Here is a 13,715-nt window from a genome sequence, read left to right as displayed (position 1 = left end):
CTGACGCGGGGGCGGATGCCCGGCCCAAGGCGGGGCGACTGGACAGGGGCAGGCAAGGCAGGGCACGCAGCGCGCAACAGGGCGCGATCAACTGGCCGGGCACCTTGCTCGGTGGTCGGCCGCAATCCCGTGAGGATCTGCTGTTTCACCTGCGCAGCCGTTCGGCCCAGGAGCTGTGGCTGGTGATTGTCGATGCATCGGCCTCCACTCGGCGCCACCACGCGTTGAGCGATGCCAAGGGCTTGCTGGCCCAGCTGTTTGATGACGCGTACCGGCAACGGGCACGCATGGCCTTGCTGACCGCCAGCGGGCAATCGCCCAAATGGCAGGTGCAGGGCTTGAAGGCGGCGAAGAGTATGGCGGGTTGGCTGGAGCGACTTGGCGCGGGTGGCGGCACGCCGTTGCTGGCGGCACTGACCGAGGCCGGGCACTGGTTGCAGGCGCGGCGCAGGCGTTATCCGGCTGAACAGCAGAAACTGCTGGTGATTACCGATGGCCGGCTCAAGGACATCGCCGGGCTACCTTTGTTGGAATGTTCAGGGTTGCTGGTGGATATCGAACGTGGGCCGATCCGATTGGGTAGGGCTCAGGCGCTGGCGGCTGGGTTGCAGTTGGATTATCGGCATATCGATAGGGTGTAGTGCTGGTGGCGCCGCCATCGGGGGCAAGCCCCCTCCCACAGGTTGAAATGCATTTCAAAGGTGGGAGGGGGCTTGCCCCCGATGAGGCCATCACCTACACCTCAGATCTATCCGCCAGCCCCCGGCACATTCGGCCAAAGATCCGCAACCAGGAACAACCGCTCCGCTTCCTCCCAGTCCTCACCGTTCTGCACCATCCGCACCAACAACTGCGCCGGCGCCATTGGATCAAGTGCGGTCAGCCAATGCTGCATCCGCTCCTCGCTCCACACGTCATCCGCCAGGTAGTGCGCCGGCGCCAGCCAGGCATGCCGGGGCAGGGGTTGCCAGCGCCCGGGTGCGCTGGCGCTGGCAAACGCCTGCCAATCCCGTTGATGCAACCAGCGTCCACGCAAATGCTGCGGATGGGCGCCGTCCGGTGATTCGGCCAGGCCGGGCCAGGGATAGAGCAAATACCCGCCGAGCCACAAATGCGCGTCGAACTGCTGTATATCCAGCGCCGCCAAGACTTCGCGGCTTTCTGGTCGCGCCGAAATCGGCAGCTGATGCTGGGCCAGATGTGCCAACTTGCGGTCCAGCCGGTCATGGCAACCCGGCCCCAGCCACTGCGCCGTGTCCTGGCCATTTCCGTTCTGCGGCCCCAGATACAGCTTGATCGCCAGTTCCAGGTGGTGCACGCCATCACGATCGCGCAGCAGCATGTCCAGCTCACCCAAGGTATGCCCCGCGCGGCGGATCGGCAGGTTGGCGGCCAGCAGTTCCACCCCCGGCGCGTGCTGCACGGCAAATTGCCACAGTCGCTCGTAGTACAGGCCCAGGCGGCGAGTGCGGGCCAGGCTCAGCCAATGTCGCAAAGCCCGGCTGTCCTGATCCAGTTGCCGCAGCCAATGCTCCAGGCGGTCGGGCGCCTGCACCCAGTCGCTGCCGGCCAACGGATGGCGCTGCGGCCAGGGCGTCTGCGCGAGCATCGGCGGGGCGAGCACCACCCACGCCAGGTCGCGCACCTCAGGGTGACGCAATTGGCGGGGCAGGGTATGCAGGTCGGGGAATACAGTCATGGTCCGAGCATAGCCTTTTAAGCCGGGGCTGGGCGTGTGAGAACCATTGTCATCAAGGCGTAGCGGTGACAAAGGATTTTGTCTGTGGCGGCCTTTCGCCCATAATCGTTTCTTTTTTGCCACACCCCACATCCCGCAGGAGCCCCATGGAGCACTTTCGCAATATCGGCATTATCGGTCGCCTGGGCAGTACCCAGGTGTTGGACACCGTCCGCCGGCTGAAAAAATTCCTGCTGGATCGCCACCTGCACGTGATCCTCGAAGACACCATCGCCGAGATCCTCCCCGGCCACGGCTTGCAGACCTCGTCGCGCAAGATGCTCGGCGAAGTGTGCGACATGGTCATCGTGGTCGGCGGCGACGGCAGCCTGCTCGGCGCCGCCCGTGCACTGGCGCGGCATAACGTGCCGGTGCTGGGGATCAACCGGGGCAGCCTGGGGTTTCTCACCGATATCCGCCCGGATGAGCTGGAAGTCGAAGTGGCCAAGGTGCTCGACGGCCATTACCTGGTGGAAAACCGCTTCCTGCTGCAAGCCGAAGTGCGTCGCCACGGCGAAGCCATCGGCCAGGGGGATGCCCTCAACGATGTGGTGCTGCACCCCGGCAAGTCCACGCGGATGATCGAGTTCGAGCTGTACATCGACGGCCAGTTCGTGTGCAGCCAGAAGGCCGACGGCCTGATCGTCGCCACGCCCACCGGTTCCACGGCCTACGCGCTGTCGGCCGGCGGGCCGATCATGCATCCCAAGCTGGATGCCATTGTGATCGTGCCGATGTATCCCCATATGTTGTCGAGCCGGCCGATTGTGGTCGATGGCAACAGTGAGCTGAAAATCGTGGTGTCCAAAGACATGCAAATCTACCCGCAGGTGTCCTGTGACGGGCAGAACCACTTCACCTGCGCCCCCGGTGACACCATCACCGTGAGCAAAAAGGCGCAGAAGCTGCGGTTGATCCACCCGCTGGATCACAACTATTACGAAGTGTGCCGCACCAAGCTGGGCTGGGGCAGCCGCTTGGGGGGTGGAGGCGACTGATGCTCGATCCCGCGCGTAGCTACGACCTGATTGGTGACGTGCACGGTTGCGCTCATACCCTTGAGCACTTGCTCGACCAGATGGGTTACCACAAGCAGGGCGGCACCTGGCGTCATCCGTCGCGCATGGCGGTGTTCCTCGGCGATATCATCGACCGTGGCCCCCGCATCCGCGAGGCGCTGCATATCGTCCACGACATGGCCGAGGCAGGCCAGGCGCTGTGCATCATGGGCAACCACGAGTTCAACGCCCTGGGCTGGACCACACCGGCACCGCCGGGCAGTGGCAAGCAGTTCGTGCGTGAGCACAACCCACGGCATGCGCGGTTGATCCACGAGACCCTGACCCAGTTCGAACACCACCCGGCCGATTGGCACGACTTTCTCGGCTGGTTCTACGACATGCCGCTGTTCGTCGACGCCGGGCGTTTCCGCGTGGTGCATGCGTGCTGGGACGACGGCTTTATCGCGCCGCTGCGTGCGACCTTTCCGGACGGCTGCATCGACCAGCATTTCCTGCAGGCCGCCGCCGTGCCCGGCAGTTTTGCCTGCAACGCCTTCGATCGCCTGCTGCGCGGCACCGACATGCGCCTGCCCGATGGCCTGACGCTGACCGGTGGCGACGGCCTGACGCGCTCGTTCTTCCGCACCAAGTTCTGGGAAGACGACCCGAAGACCTACGGCGACATCGTGTTCCAGCCCGACGCACTGCCCGAGCCGGTGGCGCGCACGCCGCTGTCCTCCACCGAAAAAAATTCACTGCTGCGTTATGGCGTCGACGAACCGTTGCTGTTCGTCGGCCACTACTGGCGCAGCGGCAAACCAGCGCCGATCCGCGACAACCTTGCCTGCCTGGACTACAGCGCGGTGCTGTACGGCAAGCTGGTGGCGTATCGCCTGGACCAGGAAACCCGCCTCGACCCGCGCAAGTTCGTGTGGGTCGATGTCGAGCGGCCGCAGGTGCTGAAATGAGCCCCTGCGCGACGCACATGCACTTTTGAGGAACCTCCATGGATGATTCGACGTTCGACCAACTGGAGGCCGCGCTGTCCGCTGCCCCCGGTAACGTCGCGCTGCTGACCCTGCTGCTCGGCGCCAGCCTTGAGCGTGGCGAGCACGAGCGCGGGCTCAAGCTGTTGCCTGCCGATCTGGAACACTTGCAAGACGCCTCTGCCTTGAAACTGGCGGCGGCCCAGTTGTTGCTGGCTGACGGCCAGGCGCAAAGAGCGCTGCCCCTGATTGAAGGTGACGATCCCGCAGCGCGTCTGCTCAAGGCGCGCGTGCTGGCGGCTTTGGAGCGCCTCAAGGAAGCCCAGGTGGAATACCGCGCAGCGGTGGACGCCAACCCGGCCCTGGAAGACATGGCGCTGTGGCGCCGCTTGAATGTGTCGGTGGTGGATTTTCCGGGGGCCGAAGGCCGCCCGCGCTTGCGGGTGATCTCCAATGACGACACCGACCAGAGCGAAGTGGTGCGCCTGCTGGTGCCGGAAAACGAAACCCTGACCTTCGACGACATTGGCGGCCTGGATGAGCTGAAAAAGACCATCCACAAGAAGATCATCCTGCCGTACCAGAAGCCGGGATTGTTCCAGCGCTTTCGCAAGAAAGTCGGCGGCGGCGTGCTGCTGTACGGCCCGCCGGGTTGCGGCAAGACCATGCTGGCCCGCGCCACGGCCGGGGAGTGCAAGGCGACGTTTTTCAACGTGGCGATTTCCGACGTGCTGGACATGTACATCGGCGAGTCCGAGCGCAAGTTGCATGCGCTGTTCGAACAAGCGCGGGCCCAGGCGCCGGCGGTGATGTTTTTCGACGAGGTGGAAGCCCTGGGCGGTAAACGCTCCAACACCCGCGAGTCCACGTCGTCCAAGCTGGTCAGTCAGTTCCTCTCCGAGATGGACGGCTTTACCAACGACAACCACGGCGTGCTGATCCTGGCCGCGACCAACGTACCGTGGTCGGTGGATTCGGCGTTCCGTCGCCCCGGTCGTTTTGACCGCGTGCTGTTTGTGCCGCCACCGGATCGCCCCGCGCGGGAAAGCATGCTCAAGTCGATGATGAAAGGCCGACCGATGGCCGACGATATCGACTTCGCCTTTCTCGCCAAGAATACTTCGGGCTTCTCCGGCGCCGACCTCAGTGAACTGGTGGAAACCGCCGCCGATGAGGCGATTGAAGCGTCCATCGAGAGTGGCGCCGAGCAGTCCATCTGCGACCGGCATTTCAAGGCAGCCTTGAAAGACGTGCGCGCCACCACCCTGGAATGGCTGACCACCGCGCGCAACTACGCGCGCTACGCCAACGAAGGCAACCAGTACGACGAAGTGCTGGCGTTCCTCGACAAACACGGGAAGGGCCGCTGATGGCGCAGTACGGTGGTTATCGCATCGAAGATGAACCGCGTCCGGGGGCCTTGGCCAAGTTTGCCGTTTCGCCCTTCTGGCCGCTGCTGGGCCTGATGCTGGGCGGCGCCTGGCTGGGCTTGCCTTGGTTCGTGTTCAACTCGATTGCGGTCGGCAGCCCGACGCGGGTGCGCGAGTGGATACTTGCCGGCGTGGCGCTGGTGGGCAGTATCGTGATCGGTTTTGCATTGCTGCAACTGGTGGGCGCCGGTTATATCCAGACCCCGGCCGAGATTCAGTACGCCTTGCTGGTGCTGGTGGTGTGGAAACTCACCATCGGCTACCTGCTGTACATGCAGCAAAACGCGACCATTGAGATTTACCAGTATTACGGCGGCGAGTTGAACCGCTTTGGTCTGCCCTTGGCGTTGATTGGTGGCTTCGTGCTTAAAGGCATGGTCGTCAAATGGCTGCCGTACACCCTGTGGTATCTGGTGGTGAGCTGATGAATACCGACTATCTGCTGCAACTGGCTTACCAACGCCTGCAAGCCGACCACAACGACGGCGCCATTGATGCCCTGCGCCAATTGCTCGCCAGCGATCCGCATTCGGCCGAGGCCCATGCCTTGCTGGCGATCTGCTTGATGAACATGCGCCGGGTGCATGCCGCTAAGCGCGAAGTGCAGTTGGCGCTGGTTTGCGACGCGCAATTGCCGTTGGCTCACTATGCCGCCGCCCAAGTGGCGATTGCCCAGCGCAAATTCAAGCTGGCCCAGGAGCATGTGAACCAGCTGTTGGACATGGAGCCGCTCAACCCGGTCAACTACCGCTGCCTGGCCGACCTGTATCAACTCACCGGCCGCCTGGCGCAGAGCCGCGAGCCGTTGGAAAAGGCCCTGGAACTCGGCCCGGACGATCCGGCGAACCTGGTGGCCATGGCGCAGTTCCATCGCGCCATCGCCCATTGGGACCAGGCCTATCAGTTTGCCCGCCAGGCGTTGCAGGCCGATCCATCGAACGCCGCCGCCGTGGTGGTGCTCGGCCACCTGTTGCTGCGTGAAGGCGACCTCAACGGCGCCCGCGAGCATGCGATCTGGGCCCTGCAGGAAAACCCCAGCAACGTCTCCGCGCTGCATTTGCTCACGGCCGTCAAGGCGCGCAGCAATGTGTTTCTCGGCACGTGGTGGCGCTTCAACAGCTGGATGAACGAGCGCAGCGCCACCGGCGCCATTGTTCTGCTGCTGCTGATGTTTGTGGTCTACCGTGTAGTGGTCATTACCCTCACGGCCCAGGGCTATCCGCAGGCGGCCGAGATGATCAATTGGCTGTGGCTGGCCTTTGCCGCGTATACCTTTGCCGCGCCGCAGATTTTCCGGCGCTTGCTCGACAAGGAGCTTGTCCAGGTCAAGCTCTCCAAGGATTTTTGACGGGCCAGGTCCCGTCGCCCATGCACTCGCTGAACCAGCGACCGTTACCAGAGGTTGTCTACATGTCGTCTTTTGTTGAAATGATCGAAAACATCACCCCGGACATCTACGAGAGCCTCAAGCTCGCCGTGGAAATCGGCAAGTGGTCCGATGGCCGCAAGCTCACCGCCGAGCAGCGTGAGCTGTCCCTGCAAGCGATGATCGCCTGGGAGCTCCAGAACCTGCCGGAAGAACAGCGCACGGGCTACATGGGCCCGCAGGAATGTGCGTCCAAATCCGAGCCGGTGGCGAACATTCTGTTCAAGTCGGATGCGATCCATTGATTGAAATTGGTCGCGGTGCAGTCAGCAAAATGTCGGCGCAACTCGGTGAGCCGACCGTTCAATATGCGTTTCGCCTGGGCGACACCGAGGTGCCGGTCAATCCATTGATCGGTACTCACATTCGCCTGGAGTACCTCGGTGCCATCCATTGCAGCCATTGCGGCCGCAAGACCAAGACCAGCTTCAGCCAGGGGTATTGCTACCCGTGCATGACCAAGCTGGCCCAGTGTGACCTGTGCATCATGAGCCCCGAGCGTTGCCATTACGACGCCGGCACCTGCCGTGATCCAGGCTGGGGCGAGCAGTTTTGCATGACTGATCATGTGGTCTACCTGGCCAACTCGTCGGGCATCAAGGTCGGCATCACCCGCGCTACCCAACTGCCCACGCGCTGGCTGGACCAGGGTGCGAGCCAGGCGTTGCCGATCATGCGTGTGGCCACGCGCCAGCAGTCCGGCTTCGTCGAGGACGTGCTGCGCAGCCAGGTGGCCGACAAGACCAACTGGCGTGCGTTGCTCAAGGGGGACGCGGCGAAGGTGGACCTCAAGCACGTGCGCGATGAGCTGTTCGCCTCCTGCGCCGAGGGCCTGGAAAACTTGCAGGAACGCTTTGGCCTGCAAGCCATCCAACCAGTGACCGACATCGAGCCGATTGAGATTCGCTACCCGGTGGAGCAGTATCCGGCCAAGATCGTCAGCTTCAACCTGGACAAGAATCCGATTGCCGAAGGCACGCTGCTGGGGATCAAGGGCCAATACCTGATCTTCGACACCGGCGTTATCAATATTCGCAAGTACACGGCCTATCAGCTCGCCGTGCATCAGTAGAAGGATGCCACCCATGCGCACCGAACAACCGAAGATGATTTACCTGAAGGACTATCAGGCGCCGGACTACCTGATCGACGAGACGCACCTGACCTTCGAGTTGTTCGAGGACCACAGCCTGGTCCACGCGCAACTGGTGATGCGCCGTAACCCCGAGCGTGGCGCTGGCTTGCCGCCGTTGGTACTCGATGGCCAACAGTTGGAGCTGTTGAGCGTTAACCTGGCCGACCAGGAGTTGACTGGCGCTGACTACCAGTTGACTGACAGCCACCTGACCGTGCACCCCAAGAGCGACACGTTCACCCTCGACACCACGGTCAAGATCCACCCGGAAACCAACACCGCCCTGGAAGGCCTGTACAAATCCAGCGGCATGTTCTGCACCCAGTGCGAGGCCGAAGGTTTCCGCAAGATCACCTATTATCTCGACCGCCCGGACGTGATGAGCACATTCACCACCACGGTGATCGCCGAGCAGCACAGCTACCCGGTGCTGCTGTCCAACGGCAACCCGATTGCCAGCGGCCCCGGTGAAGACGGCCGCCACTGGGCGACCTGGGAAGACCCGTTCAAGAAGCCGGCCTATCTGTTTGCCCTGGTGGCCGGGGATTTGTGGTGCGTCGAAGACAGCTTCACCACCATGACCCAGCGCGAAGTGGCGCTGCGCATCTACGTCGAGCCAGAAAACATCGACAAGTGCCAGCACGCCATGACCAGCCTGAAAAAATCCATGCGCTGGGACGAAGAAACCTACGGCCGCGAGTACGACCTCGATATCTTCATGATCGTCGCGGTGAACGACTTCAACATGGGCGCCATGGAGAACAAGGGCCTTAATATCTTCAACTCCAGCGCCGTGCTGGCCCGCGCCGAAACCGCCACCGACGCCGCGCACCAGCGCGTCGAGGCCATCGTCGCCCACGAATACTTCCACAACTGGTCGGGCAACCGCGTGACCTGCCGCGACTGGTTCCAGCTGTCGCTCAAGGAAGGCTTTACCGTGTTCCGCGATTCGGGCTTCTCGGCCGACATGAACTCGGCCACGGTCAAGCGCATCCAGGACGTGGCGTACCTGCGGACCCACCAGTTCGCCGAAGACGCCGGCCCGATGGCCCACGCGGTGCGCCCGGACAGCTTTATCGAGATATCCAACTTCTACACCCTGACCGTGTACGAAAAGGGCTCGGAAGTGGTCGGCATGATCCACACCTTGCTCGGTGCCGAAGGCTTCCGTAAAGGCAGCGACCTGTATTTTCAGCGCCACGACGGCCAGGCCGTGACCTGCGACGATTTCATCAAGGCCATGGAAGACGCCAACGGCGCTGACCTGAGCCAGTTCAAACGCTGGTACAGCCAGGCCGGTACGCCACGTCTGGCGGTAAGCGAGTCCTACGACGCGGCGGCCAAGACCTACAGCCTGACCTTCCGCCAGAGCTGCCCGGCCACCCCGGACAAGGTCGAGAAACTGCCGTTCGTGATTCCGGTCGAGCTGGGCTTGCTGGACGGGCAGGGCGCCGGCATCGCCTTGCGCCTCGCCGGTGAGGCGGCGGCGGGTGCCACGTCCCGCGTGATGTCGGTAACAGAAGCCGAGCAGACCTTCACCTTTGTCGACATCGCAGAACAGCCGCTGCCATCGCTGCTGCGCGGCTTCTCGGCGCCGGTGAAACTGAGCTTCCCGTACAACCGCGATCAGCTGATGTTCCTGATGCAGCACGACAGCGACGGCTTCAACCGCTGGGATGCCGGCCAGCAACTGTCGGTGCAGGTGTTGCAGGAACTGATTGGCCAGCATCAGGCGGGCCAGGCGTTGAAGATGGATCAGCGCCTGATCGACGCGCTGCGCACGGTACTGAGCGACGAAAGCCTGGACCAGGCCATGGTCGCGGAGATGCTCTCGTTGCCGGGCGAAGCCTACCTGACGGAAATCAGCGAAGTGGCCGATGTGGATGCAATCCACGCCGCCCGCGAATTTGCGCGCAAGCAACTGGCCGAACATTTGTTCGAAGGGCTGTGGTTGCGTTATCAGGCCAATCGCGAGCTGTCCAAGCAAACCCCTTATGTGGCCGCGGCCGAGCACTTTGCCCGGCGCGCCTTGCAGAACATCGCGTTGTCGTACCTGATGCTCAGCGGCAAGCCTGAGGTGTTGGCGGCGACCCTGGAGCAGTTCGACAGCAGCGACAACATGACCGAGCGCCTGACCGCGCTGGCAGTGCTGGTGAACTCGCCGTTCGAGGCGGAAAAAGCCCAGGCGTTGGCGGTGTTTGCCGAGAACTTCAAGGACAACCCGTTGGTCATGGATCAGTGGTTCAGCGTGCAGGCCGGCAGCACCCTGCCGGGCGGGCTGGCGCGGGTGCAGGCGTTGATGGAGCACCCCGCATTTACGCTCAAGAACCCCAACAAGGTGCGTGCCCTGATCGGCGCCTTCGCTGGGCAGAACCTGATCAACTTCCATGCGGCGGATGGCTCCGGCTACCGCTTCCTGGCGGACCTGGTGATCCAGCTGAATGGCTTCAACCCGCAGATCGCGTCGCGCCAATTGGCGCCGTTGACCCGCTGGCGCAAATACGACAGCGCGCGGCAGGCGCTGATGAAGGCCGAGCTGGAGCGCATTCGTGGCTCGGGCGAGCTGTCGAGCGATGTGTTTGAGGTGGTCAGCAAGAGCCTTGCATAACAGGCAATGAACAACCTGTGGCGAGGGGGCAAGCTTCCTCGCCACACGTGTCCTTCCTCAACTGATTGGTACTCATCTGATCAGTCCTTTTCCTGCTGACATTTACTGACAGTAGGCTCTGCTAAGCTGCGGCACTTTTCCTTTTTCGGCGGGATCAATGTGTCGCGTACCACTCGTCTACTGACCTTGTTGCAGGCCCTGCGGGGCAAGAAACGTCCGGTGACCGCTGCTGTGCTGGCGGCGCAGTTGGAAGTGTCCGAACGCACGTTGTACCGCGATATCGCCGAGTTGACGGCCCTTGGCGCCCCCATCTTCGGTGAGGCCGGTGTCGGGTATGTGCTGCGCAGCGGGCTGTTTCTACCGCCCTTGATGCTCAACGCCGAGGAGACGGAGGCGGTGGTGCTGGGCTTGCGTTATGTGGATCAGCGTGGGGATGAGGTGTTGAGTCGGGCGGCAGCCAATGCGCTGGCCAAGATTGCCGATGTGCTCGACCCCGCCGCCCAGGAAGCCTTGCGCAACCCGACGCTGCTGCCTGGACCGCCAGGCTTCGGCTACCCGGAAAACCGCGTGCCCCTGAACGTGTTTCGTGAGGCTATCCGCAACCAGGCCAAGCTGCATATCGACTACGCCGATGCCAGCCAGACCCAGAGCCAGCGGCTGGTCTGGCCGCTGGCCCTGGGTTTTCTCAATGAAGCACGCGTGATTGTGGCTTGGTGTGAATTGCGCGGCGCTTACCGCACCTTTCGTACCGACCGTGTGGCGAGCGCTCAAGCCCAAGGTGAAAGGTATCCGGGGCGGCGCAGTGATTGGCTGAGGGCCTGGCGTACGCTGATGGAGCAGAATGAGTCTGCACCGTTCACTCCTGACAAAAGCTGACACAGCCCTGGCTTAGCATGGCGCCATAAATCACCAAAAAAGGAGCTGTATCATGCCCCAGTCTCAGTTGGCCCCGGCCATCCAGGCCTATATTGCGGCGACCAATACCCGCGACACCTCAGCGGTTGCCCAGTGGTTCGCCGACGATGCGAATGTGTTCGATGAGGGCGAGCACCAGGTCGGCCCCGCCGCGATTGCGCGCTGGATGGAGGACACTGCACGGCGTTACCAGCCGCGGGTCGAGGTGCTGAATGTGCAACACCGCACCGGTAAAGTGCTGGTGAGCAACGTGGTCTCCGGCAATTTCCCCGGCAGCCCGCTGGAGTTGCGCTACACCTTCCGCCTTAACGAGCAGGGCAAGATTTCACGGCTGGATATCTCGCTGTAGGTCATAATCGCGGGCATGACTTTCGACTCGCCCCTCGCTGCCTATCAACACGCCATCGCCCAACATGGCTTCGTCGCCGACGACGCCCAGCGCCGGGCGGTGGATGCCCTGCAAGCCTGTCATGACGCCCTGCACCAAGGCCGCTCGCCGATCAACGGCGTGTACCTGTGGGGGCCCGTCGGGCGCGGCAAGACCTGGCTGATGGACCAGTTCTACCAGAGCCTGCGGGTGCCGGCGCGGCGGCAGCACTTTCATCACTTCATGGGTTGGGTGCATCAGCGCTCATTCCAGCTGACGGGCACCGCCGATCCTTTGCAGGCCCTGGCGCGGGAACTGAGCCAGGCAGTGCGTGTGCTGTGCTTTGACGAGTTGTTCGTCAATGACATTGGCGACGCGATCATCCTGGGTCGGTTGTTCCAGGTGATGTTCGAGGAGGGTGTGGTGATGGTCTGCACCTCCAATCAGCCGCCCGACCTCCTGTATGCCGAGGGTTTCAACCGCGACCGGTTTTTGCCGGGTATCGCAGCCATCAAGCAACATATGCGGGTCGTAGCGGTCGACGGCGTTGAGGACCACCGCCTGCATCCGGGTGTCGGCCTGCAGCGCTATTGGGTCAATCAACCCGAGGCGCTGGCGAATGTGTTCGGGCAACTGGCGCAGGGGCAGAGGGTGAGCCACGAGCCGGTCGTGGTCGGCCACCGCAGCATCGTGACGGTGCGCTCCAGTGACAGCGTGCTGTGGTGTCGTTATGCCGACCTGTGCGAGCAACCCTTGGCCGCGATGGACTTCATGCTGCTGTGTGATCGCTTCAAGGCAATCTTGCTCGGCGACGTGCCTGACCTGAGTGCGCAGCAGCGCCCTGGCCGGATCGCCCGAGGCACCGAAGACGGCGCGGAGCGGGTAGTGGCGGGTGATCGCGAATTGCCGCAGTTGTCCGTGCATGATGACAGCGTACGCCGGTTTATCGCCCTGGTGGACGAGTGCTACGACCGCAAGGTGCCCCTGTTCATTGAGGCACGCGTGCCGCTGGAGCGCCTCTATACCGAGGGCTACCTGGCGTTTCCCTTCCGCCGTACCCTCAGTCGCCTGCAGGAAATGCAGCTGGAACGTTTCGGCGCGGCGTTGTAAGACCCGGCAAGGCTTGCCTGGCGCTGTTTCCCGCGCATACCGTGCGCACTTCAGGCAGATATTTGTAGTTAATCTCCTTCATCTACCGCCGACTCCGCGCTTACAATCGTGCCCCTCAAAGGGAGCCGGTTCCCTTGTTGTCGTGATCGAGGAAGGCAATGGAAACCCCAGATATCCTGGTGCTGCAAGCCAGCTACACCAACCCCGTGCACGCTGAAGCCATAGGCCACGTGCTGAACCACTACGCCGAAGACCCGATGGGCGGTGGCCATGGCCTGCCCGCTGACCTGTTGGAGCAACTGCCGGCAGAACTGGCAAAACGCCCGCACGCCTTCAGTGTTCTCGCGTTTGTCGGCGGTGTGCCGGCAGGGCTGGTGAATTGTTTTGAGGGGTTCTCCACCTTTGCCTGCCGGCCACTGGTCAATATTCATGACGTGGCGGTGATGAATGATTTTCGCGGCCTGGGCCTGAGTCAGAAAATGCTGCAGAAGGTCGAGGAAATTGCCCGCCAGCGTGGCTGCTGCAAAATCACGCTTGAGGTGCTTGAGGGTAATGCTGTCGCCCAGTCAGCGTATCGAAAGTTCGGTTTTGATGATTCGAAGTTTGATGAAGCCCATGGCCGCATGTTGTTCTGGAACAAACCGCTTCAATAAATAACAGGCAAAAAAAGGGCGCCATTAAATGGCGCCCAATAAACCATTGGCCAATGGAGCGGAATGGCCATGGGTGTTGCGGATTAACTAAACATTAATTAACTCTTCGGTTGTTCCTGATCGGTGGTGCTGGTCTTTGACGTCTTGCCGTCGGCGGAAGCGGTCTGTTCATTTGTGCCGTGAACGCTCTCCTGGGTGAAGGTGAAGTTGTTGTAGTACTCCTTCATCCGCTCGGAGCCATCCTCTGCAAACGCGGCGGCGGAGGCCAGGGTCATCAGGCTGGCAAGCATCAAGGTCGAGAGTTTCATCGGGGTATTCTCATTAAGTGTGATCGTTTTATCCGTTC

The 13,715-nt window shown here is 62.3% G+C and carries 15 protein-coding genes; 13 read left to right on the top strand and 2 right to left on the bottom strand.

The window, feature by feature from the left end; genetic code table 11:
- The first annotated feature begins 38 nt into the window (after window positions 1-38).
- Window positions 39-641 carry a vWA domain-containing protein gene (locus NDJ82_RS11630; protein ID WP_250925541.1) on the top strand — a complete coding sequence of 201 codons (603 nt, stop codon included), beginning with the start codon at window positions 39-41 and terminating at the stop codon, window positions 639-641.
- Between the two features lie 107 nt (window positions 642-748).
- Here NDJ82_RS11630 and NDJ82_RS11625 read toward each other — a convergent pair whose 3' ends face one another.
- Window positions 749-1,699, bottom strand: coding sequence for a DUF1853 family protein (locus tag NDJ82_RS11625; protein WP_191959452.1), 951 nt, complete (start codon window positions 1,697-1,699; stop codon window positions 749-751).
- Between the two features lie 146 nt (window positions 1,700-1,845).
- On the opposite strand from NDJ82_RS11625, the gene NDJ82_RS11620 reads away from it, so the two are divergent.
- The 12 genes from NDJ82_RS11620 (at window position 1,846) to NDJ82_RS11565 (ending at window position 13,369) form a co-directional block, all read left to right on the top strand.
- Entirely contained in the window at window positions 1,846-2,736 is an 891-nt protein-coding gene (locus NDJ82_RS11620) for an NAD(+) kinase (protein WP_032887076.1), read from the top strand.
- Complete coding sequence (locus tag NDJ82_RS11615; RefSeq protein WP_371926525.1) at window positions 2,733-3,707, top strand: metallophosphoesterase; 975 nt, start codon at window positions 2,733-2,735, stop codon at window positions 3,705-3,707. Before NDJ82_RS11620 ends, NDJ82_RS11615 begins: the two co-directional genes overlap by 4 nt.
- Before the next feature lie 38 nt (window positions 3,708-3,745).
- Window positions 3,746-5,095 carry an ATP-binding protein gene (locus NDJ82_RS11610; protein ID WP_099585250.1) on the top strand — a complete coding sequence of 450 codons (1,350 nt, stop codon included), beginning with the start codon at window positions 3,746-3,748 and terminating at the stop codon, window positions 5,093-5,095.
- A complete protein-coding gene (locus NDJ82_RS11605) occupies window positions 5,095-5,580 on the top strand; it encodes a hypothetical protein (protein ID WP_112195007.1) in 486 nt (161 codons plus the stop codon). The genes NDJ82_RS11610 and NDJ82_RS11605 overlap by 1 nt, the downstream gene beginning before the upstream one ends.
- Window positions 5,580-6,503 carry a tetratricopeptide repeat protein gene (locus tag NDJ82_RS11600; protein ID WP_250925497.1) on the top strand — a complete coding sequence of 308 codons (924 nt, stop codon included), beginning with the start codon at window positions 5,580-5,582 and terminating at the stop codon, window positions 6,501-6,503. The genes NDJ82_RS11605 and NDJ82_RS11600 overlap by 1 nt, the downstream gene beginning before the upstream one ends.
- Before the next feature lie 62 nt (window positions 6,504-6,565).
- The gene (locus NDJ82_RS11595) at window positions 6,566-6,826 is read left to right on the top strand and encodes a YeaC family protein (protein ID WP_099585265.1); all 261 of its coding nucleotides are present in this window, start codon (window positions 6,566-6,568) and stop codon (window positions 6,824-6,826) included.
- Entirely contained in the window at window positions 6,823-7,653 is an 831-nt protein-coding gene (locus NDJ82_RS11590) for a DUF2797 domain-containing protein (RefSeq protein ID WP_099585247.1), read from the top strand. Before NDJ82_RS11595 ends, NDJ82_RS11590 begins: the two co-directional genes overlap by 4 nt.
- A 13-nt stretch (window positions 7,654-7,666) precedes the next feature.
- Window positions 7,667-10,324, top strand: coding sequence for an aminopeptidase N (gene pepN, locus NDJ82_RS11585; protein WP_250925496.1), 2,658 nt, complete (start codon window positions 7,667-7,669; stop codon window positions 10,322-10,324).
- 159 nt (window positions 10,325-10,483) lie between these two features.
- Window positions 10,484-11,200: a helix-turn-helix transcriptional regulator gene (locus tag NDJ82_RS11580; RefSeq protein ID WP_099585245.1), complete on the top strand. Its 717-nt coding sequence runs from the start codon at window positions 10,484-10,486 to the stop codon at window positions 11,198-11,200.
- Between the two features lie 52 nt (window positions 11,201-11,252).
- On the top strand, window positions 11,253-11,588 hold the full coding sequence (locus NDJ82_RS11575; RefSeq protein WP_099585244.1) for a nuclear transport factor 2 family protein: 336 nt from the start codon (window positions 11,253-11,255) through the stop codon (window positions 11,586-11,588).
- 15 nt (window positions 11,589-11,603) lie between these two features.
- Window positions 11,604-12,716 carry a cell division protein ZapE gene (gene zapE / locus NDJ82_RS11570; protein WP_250925495.1) on the top strand — a complete coding sequence of 371 codons (1,113 nt, stop codon included), beginning with the start codon at window positions 11,604-11,606 and terminating at the stop codon, window positions 12,714-12,716.
- Window positions 12,717-12,874: 158 nt separating this feature from the next.
- Window positions 12,875-13,369: a GNAT family N-acetyltransferase gene (locus NDJ82_RS11565; protein WP_250925494.1), complete on the top strand. Its 495-nt coding sequence runs from the start codon at window positions 12,875-12,877 to the stop codon at window positions 13,367-13,369.
- Between the two features lie 98 nt (window positions 13,370-13,467).
- Here the strand turns inward: NDJ82_RS11565 and NDJ82_RS11560 are convergent, their stop codons facing one another.
- On the bottom strand, window positions 13,468-13,677 hold the full coding sequence (locus NDJ82_RS11560; RefSeq protein WP_250925493.1) for a hypothetical protein: 210 nt from the start codon (window positions 13,675-13,677) through the stop codon (window positions 13,468-13,470).
- Between the last annotated feature and the right edge of the window lie 38 nt (window positions 13,678-13,715).

The organism is Pseudomonas sp. SR18, assembly GCF_023701505.1.
Taxonomy (GTDB): domain Bacteria; phylum Pseudomonadota; class Gammaproteobacteria; order Pseudomonadales; family Pseudomonadaceae; genus Aquipseudomonas; species Aquipseudomonas cyclaminis.
This window is presented reverse-complemented; position numbering and strand designations above follow the sequence as displayed.

Coding starts and splice junctions, on each gene's coding strand:
- NDJ82_RS11595 (WP_099585265.1), top strand. CDS start 6,566: ATGTCGTCTTTTGTTGAAATGATCGAAAACATCACCCCGGACATCTAC.
- zapE (WP_250925495.1), top strand. CDS start 11,604: ATGACTTTCGACTCGCCCCTCGCTGCCTATCAACACGCCATCGCCCAA.
- NDJ82_RS11625 (WP_191959452.1), bottom strand. CDS start 1,699: ATGACTGTATTCCCCGACCTGCATACCCTGCCCCGCCAATTGCGTCAC.
- NDJ82_RS11610 (WP_099585250.1), top strand. CDS start 3,746: ATGGATGATTCGACGTTCGACCAACTGGAGGCCGCGCTGTCCGCTGCC.
- NDJ82_RS11565 (WP_250925494.1), top strand. CDS start 12,875: ATGGAAACCCCAGATATCCTGGTGCTGCAAGCCAGCTACACCAACCCC.
- NDJ82_RS11605 (WP_112195007.1), top strand. CDS start 5,095: ATGGCGCAGTACGGTGGTTATCGCATCGAAGATGAACCGCGTCCGGGG.
- NDJ82_RS11600 (WP_250925497.1), top strand. CDS start 5,580: ATGAATACCGACTATCTGCTGCAACTGGCTTACCAACGCCTGCAAGCC.
- NDJ82_RS11575 (WP_099585244.1), top strand. CDS start 11,253: ATGCCCCAGTCTCAGTTGGCCCCGGCCATCCAGGCCTATATTGCGGCG.
- NDJ82_RS11620 (WP_032887076.1), top strand. CDS start 1,846: ATGGAGCACTTTCGCAATATCGGCATTATCGGTCGCCTGGGCAGTACC.
- pepN (WP_250925496.1), top strand. CDS start 7,667: ATGCGCACCGAACAACCGAAGATGATTTACCTGAAGGACTATCAGGCG.
- NDJ82_RS11560 (WP_250925493.1), bottom strand. CDS start 13,677: ATGAAACTCTCGACCTTGATGCTTGCCAGCCTGATGACCCTGGCCTCC.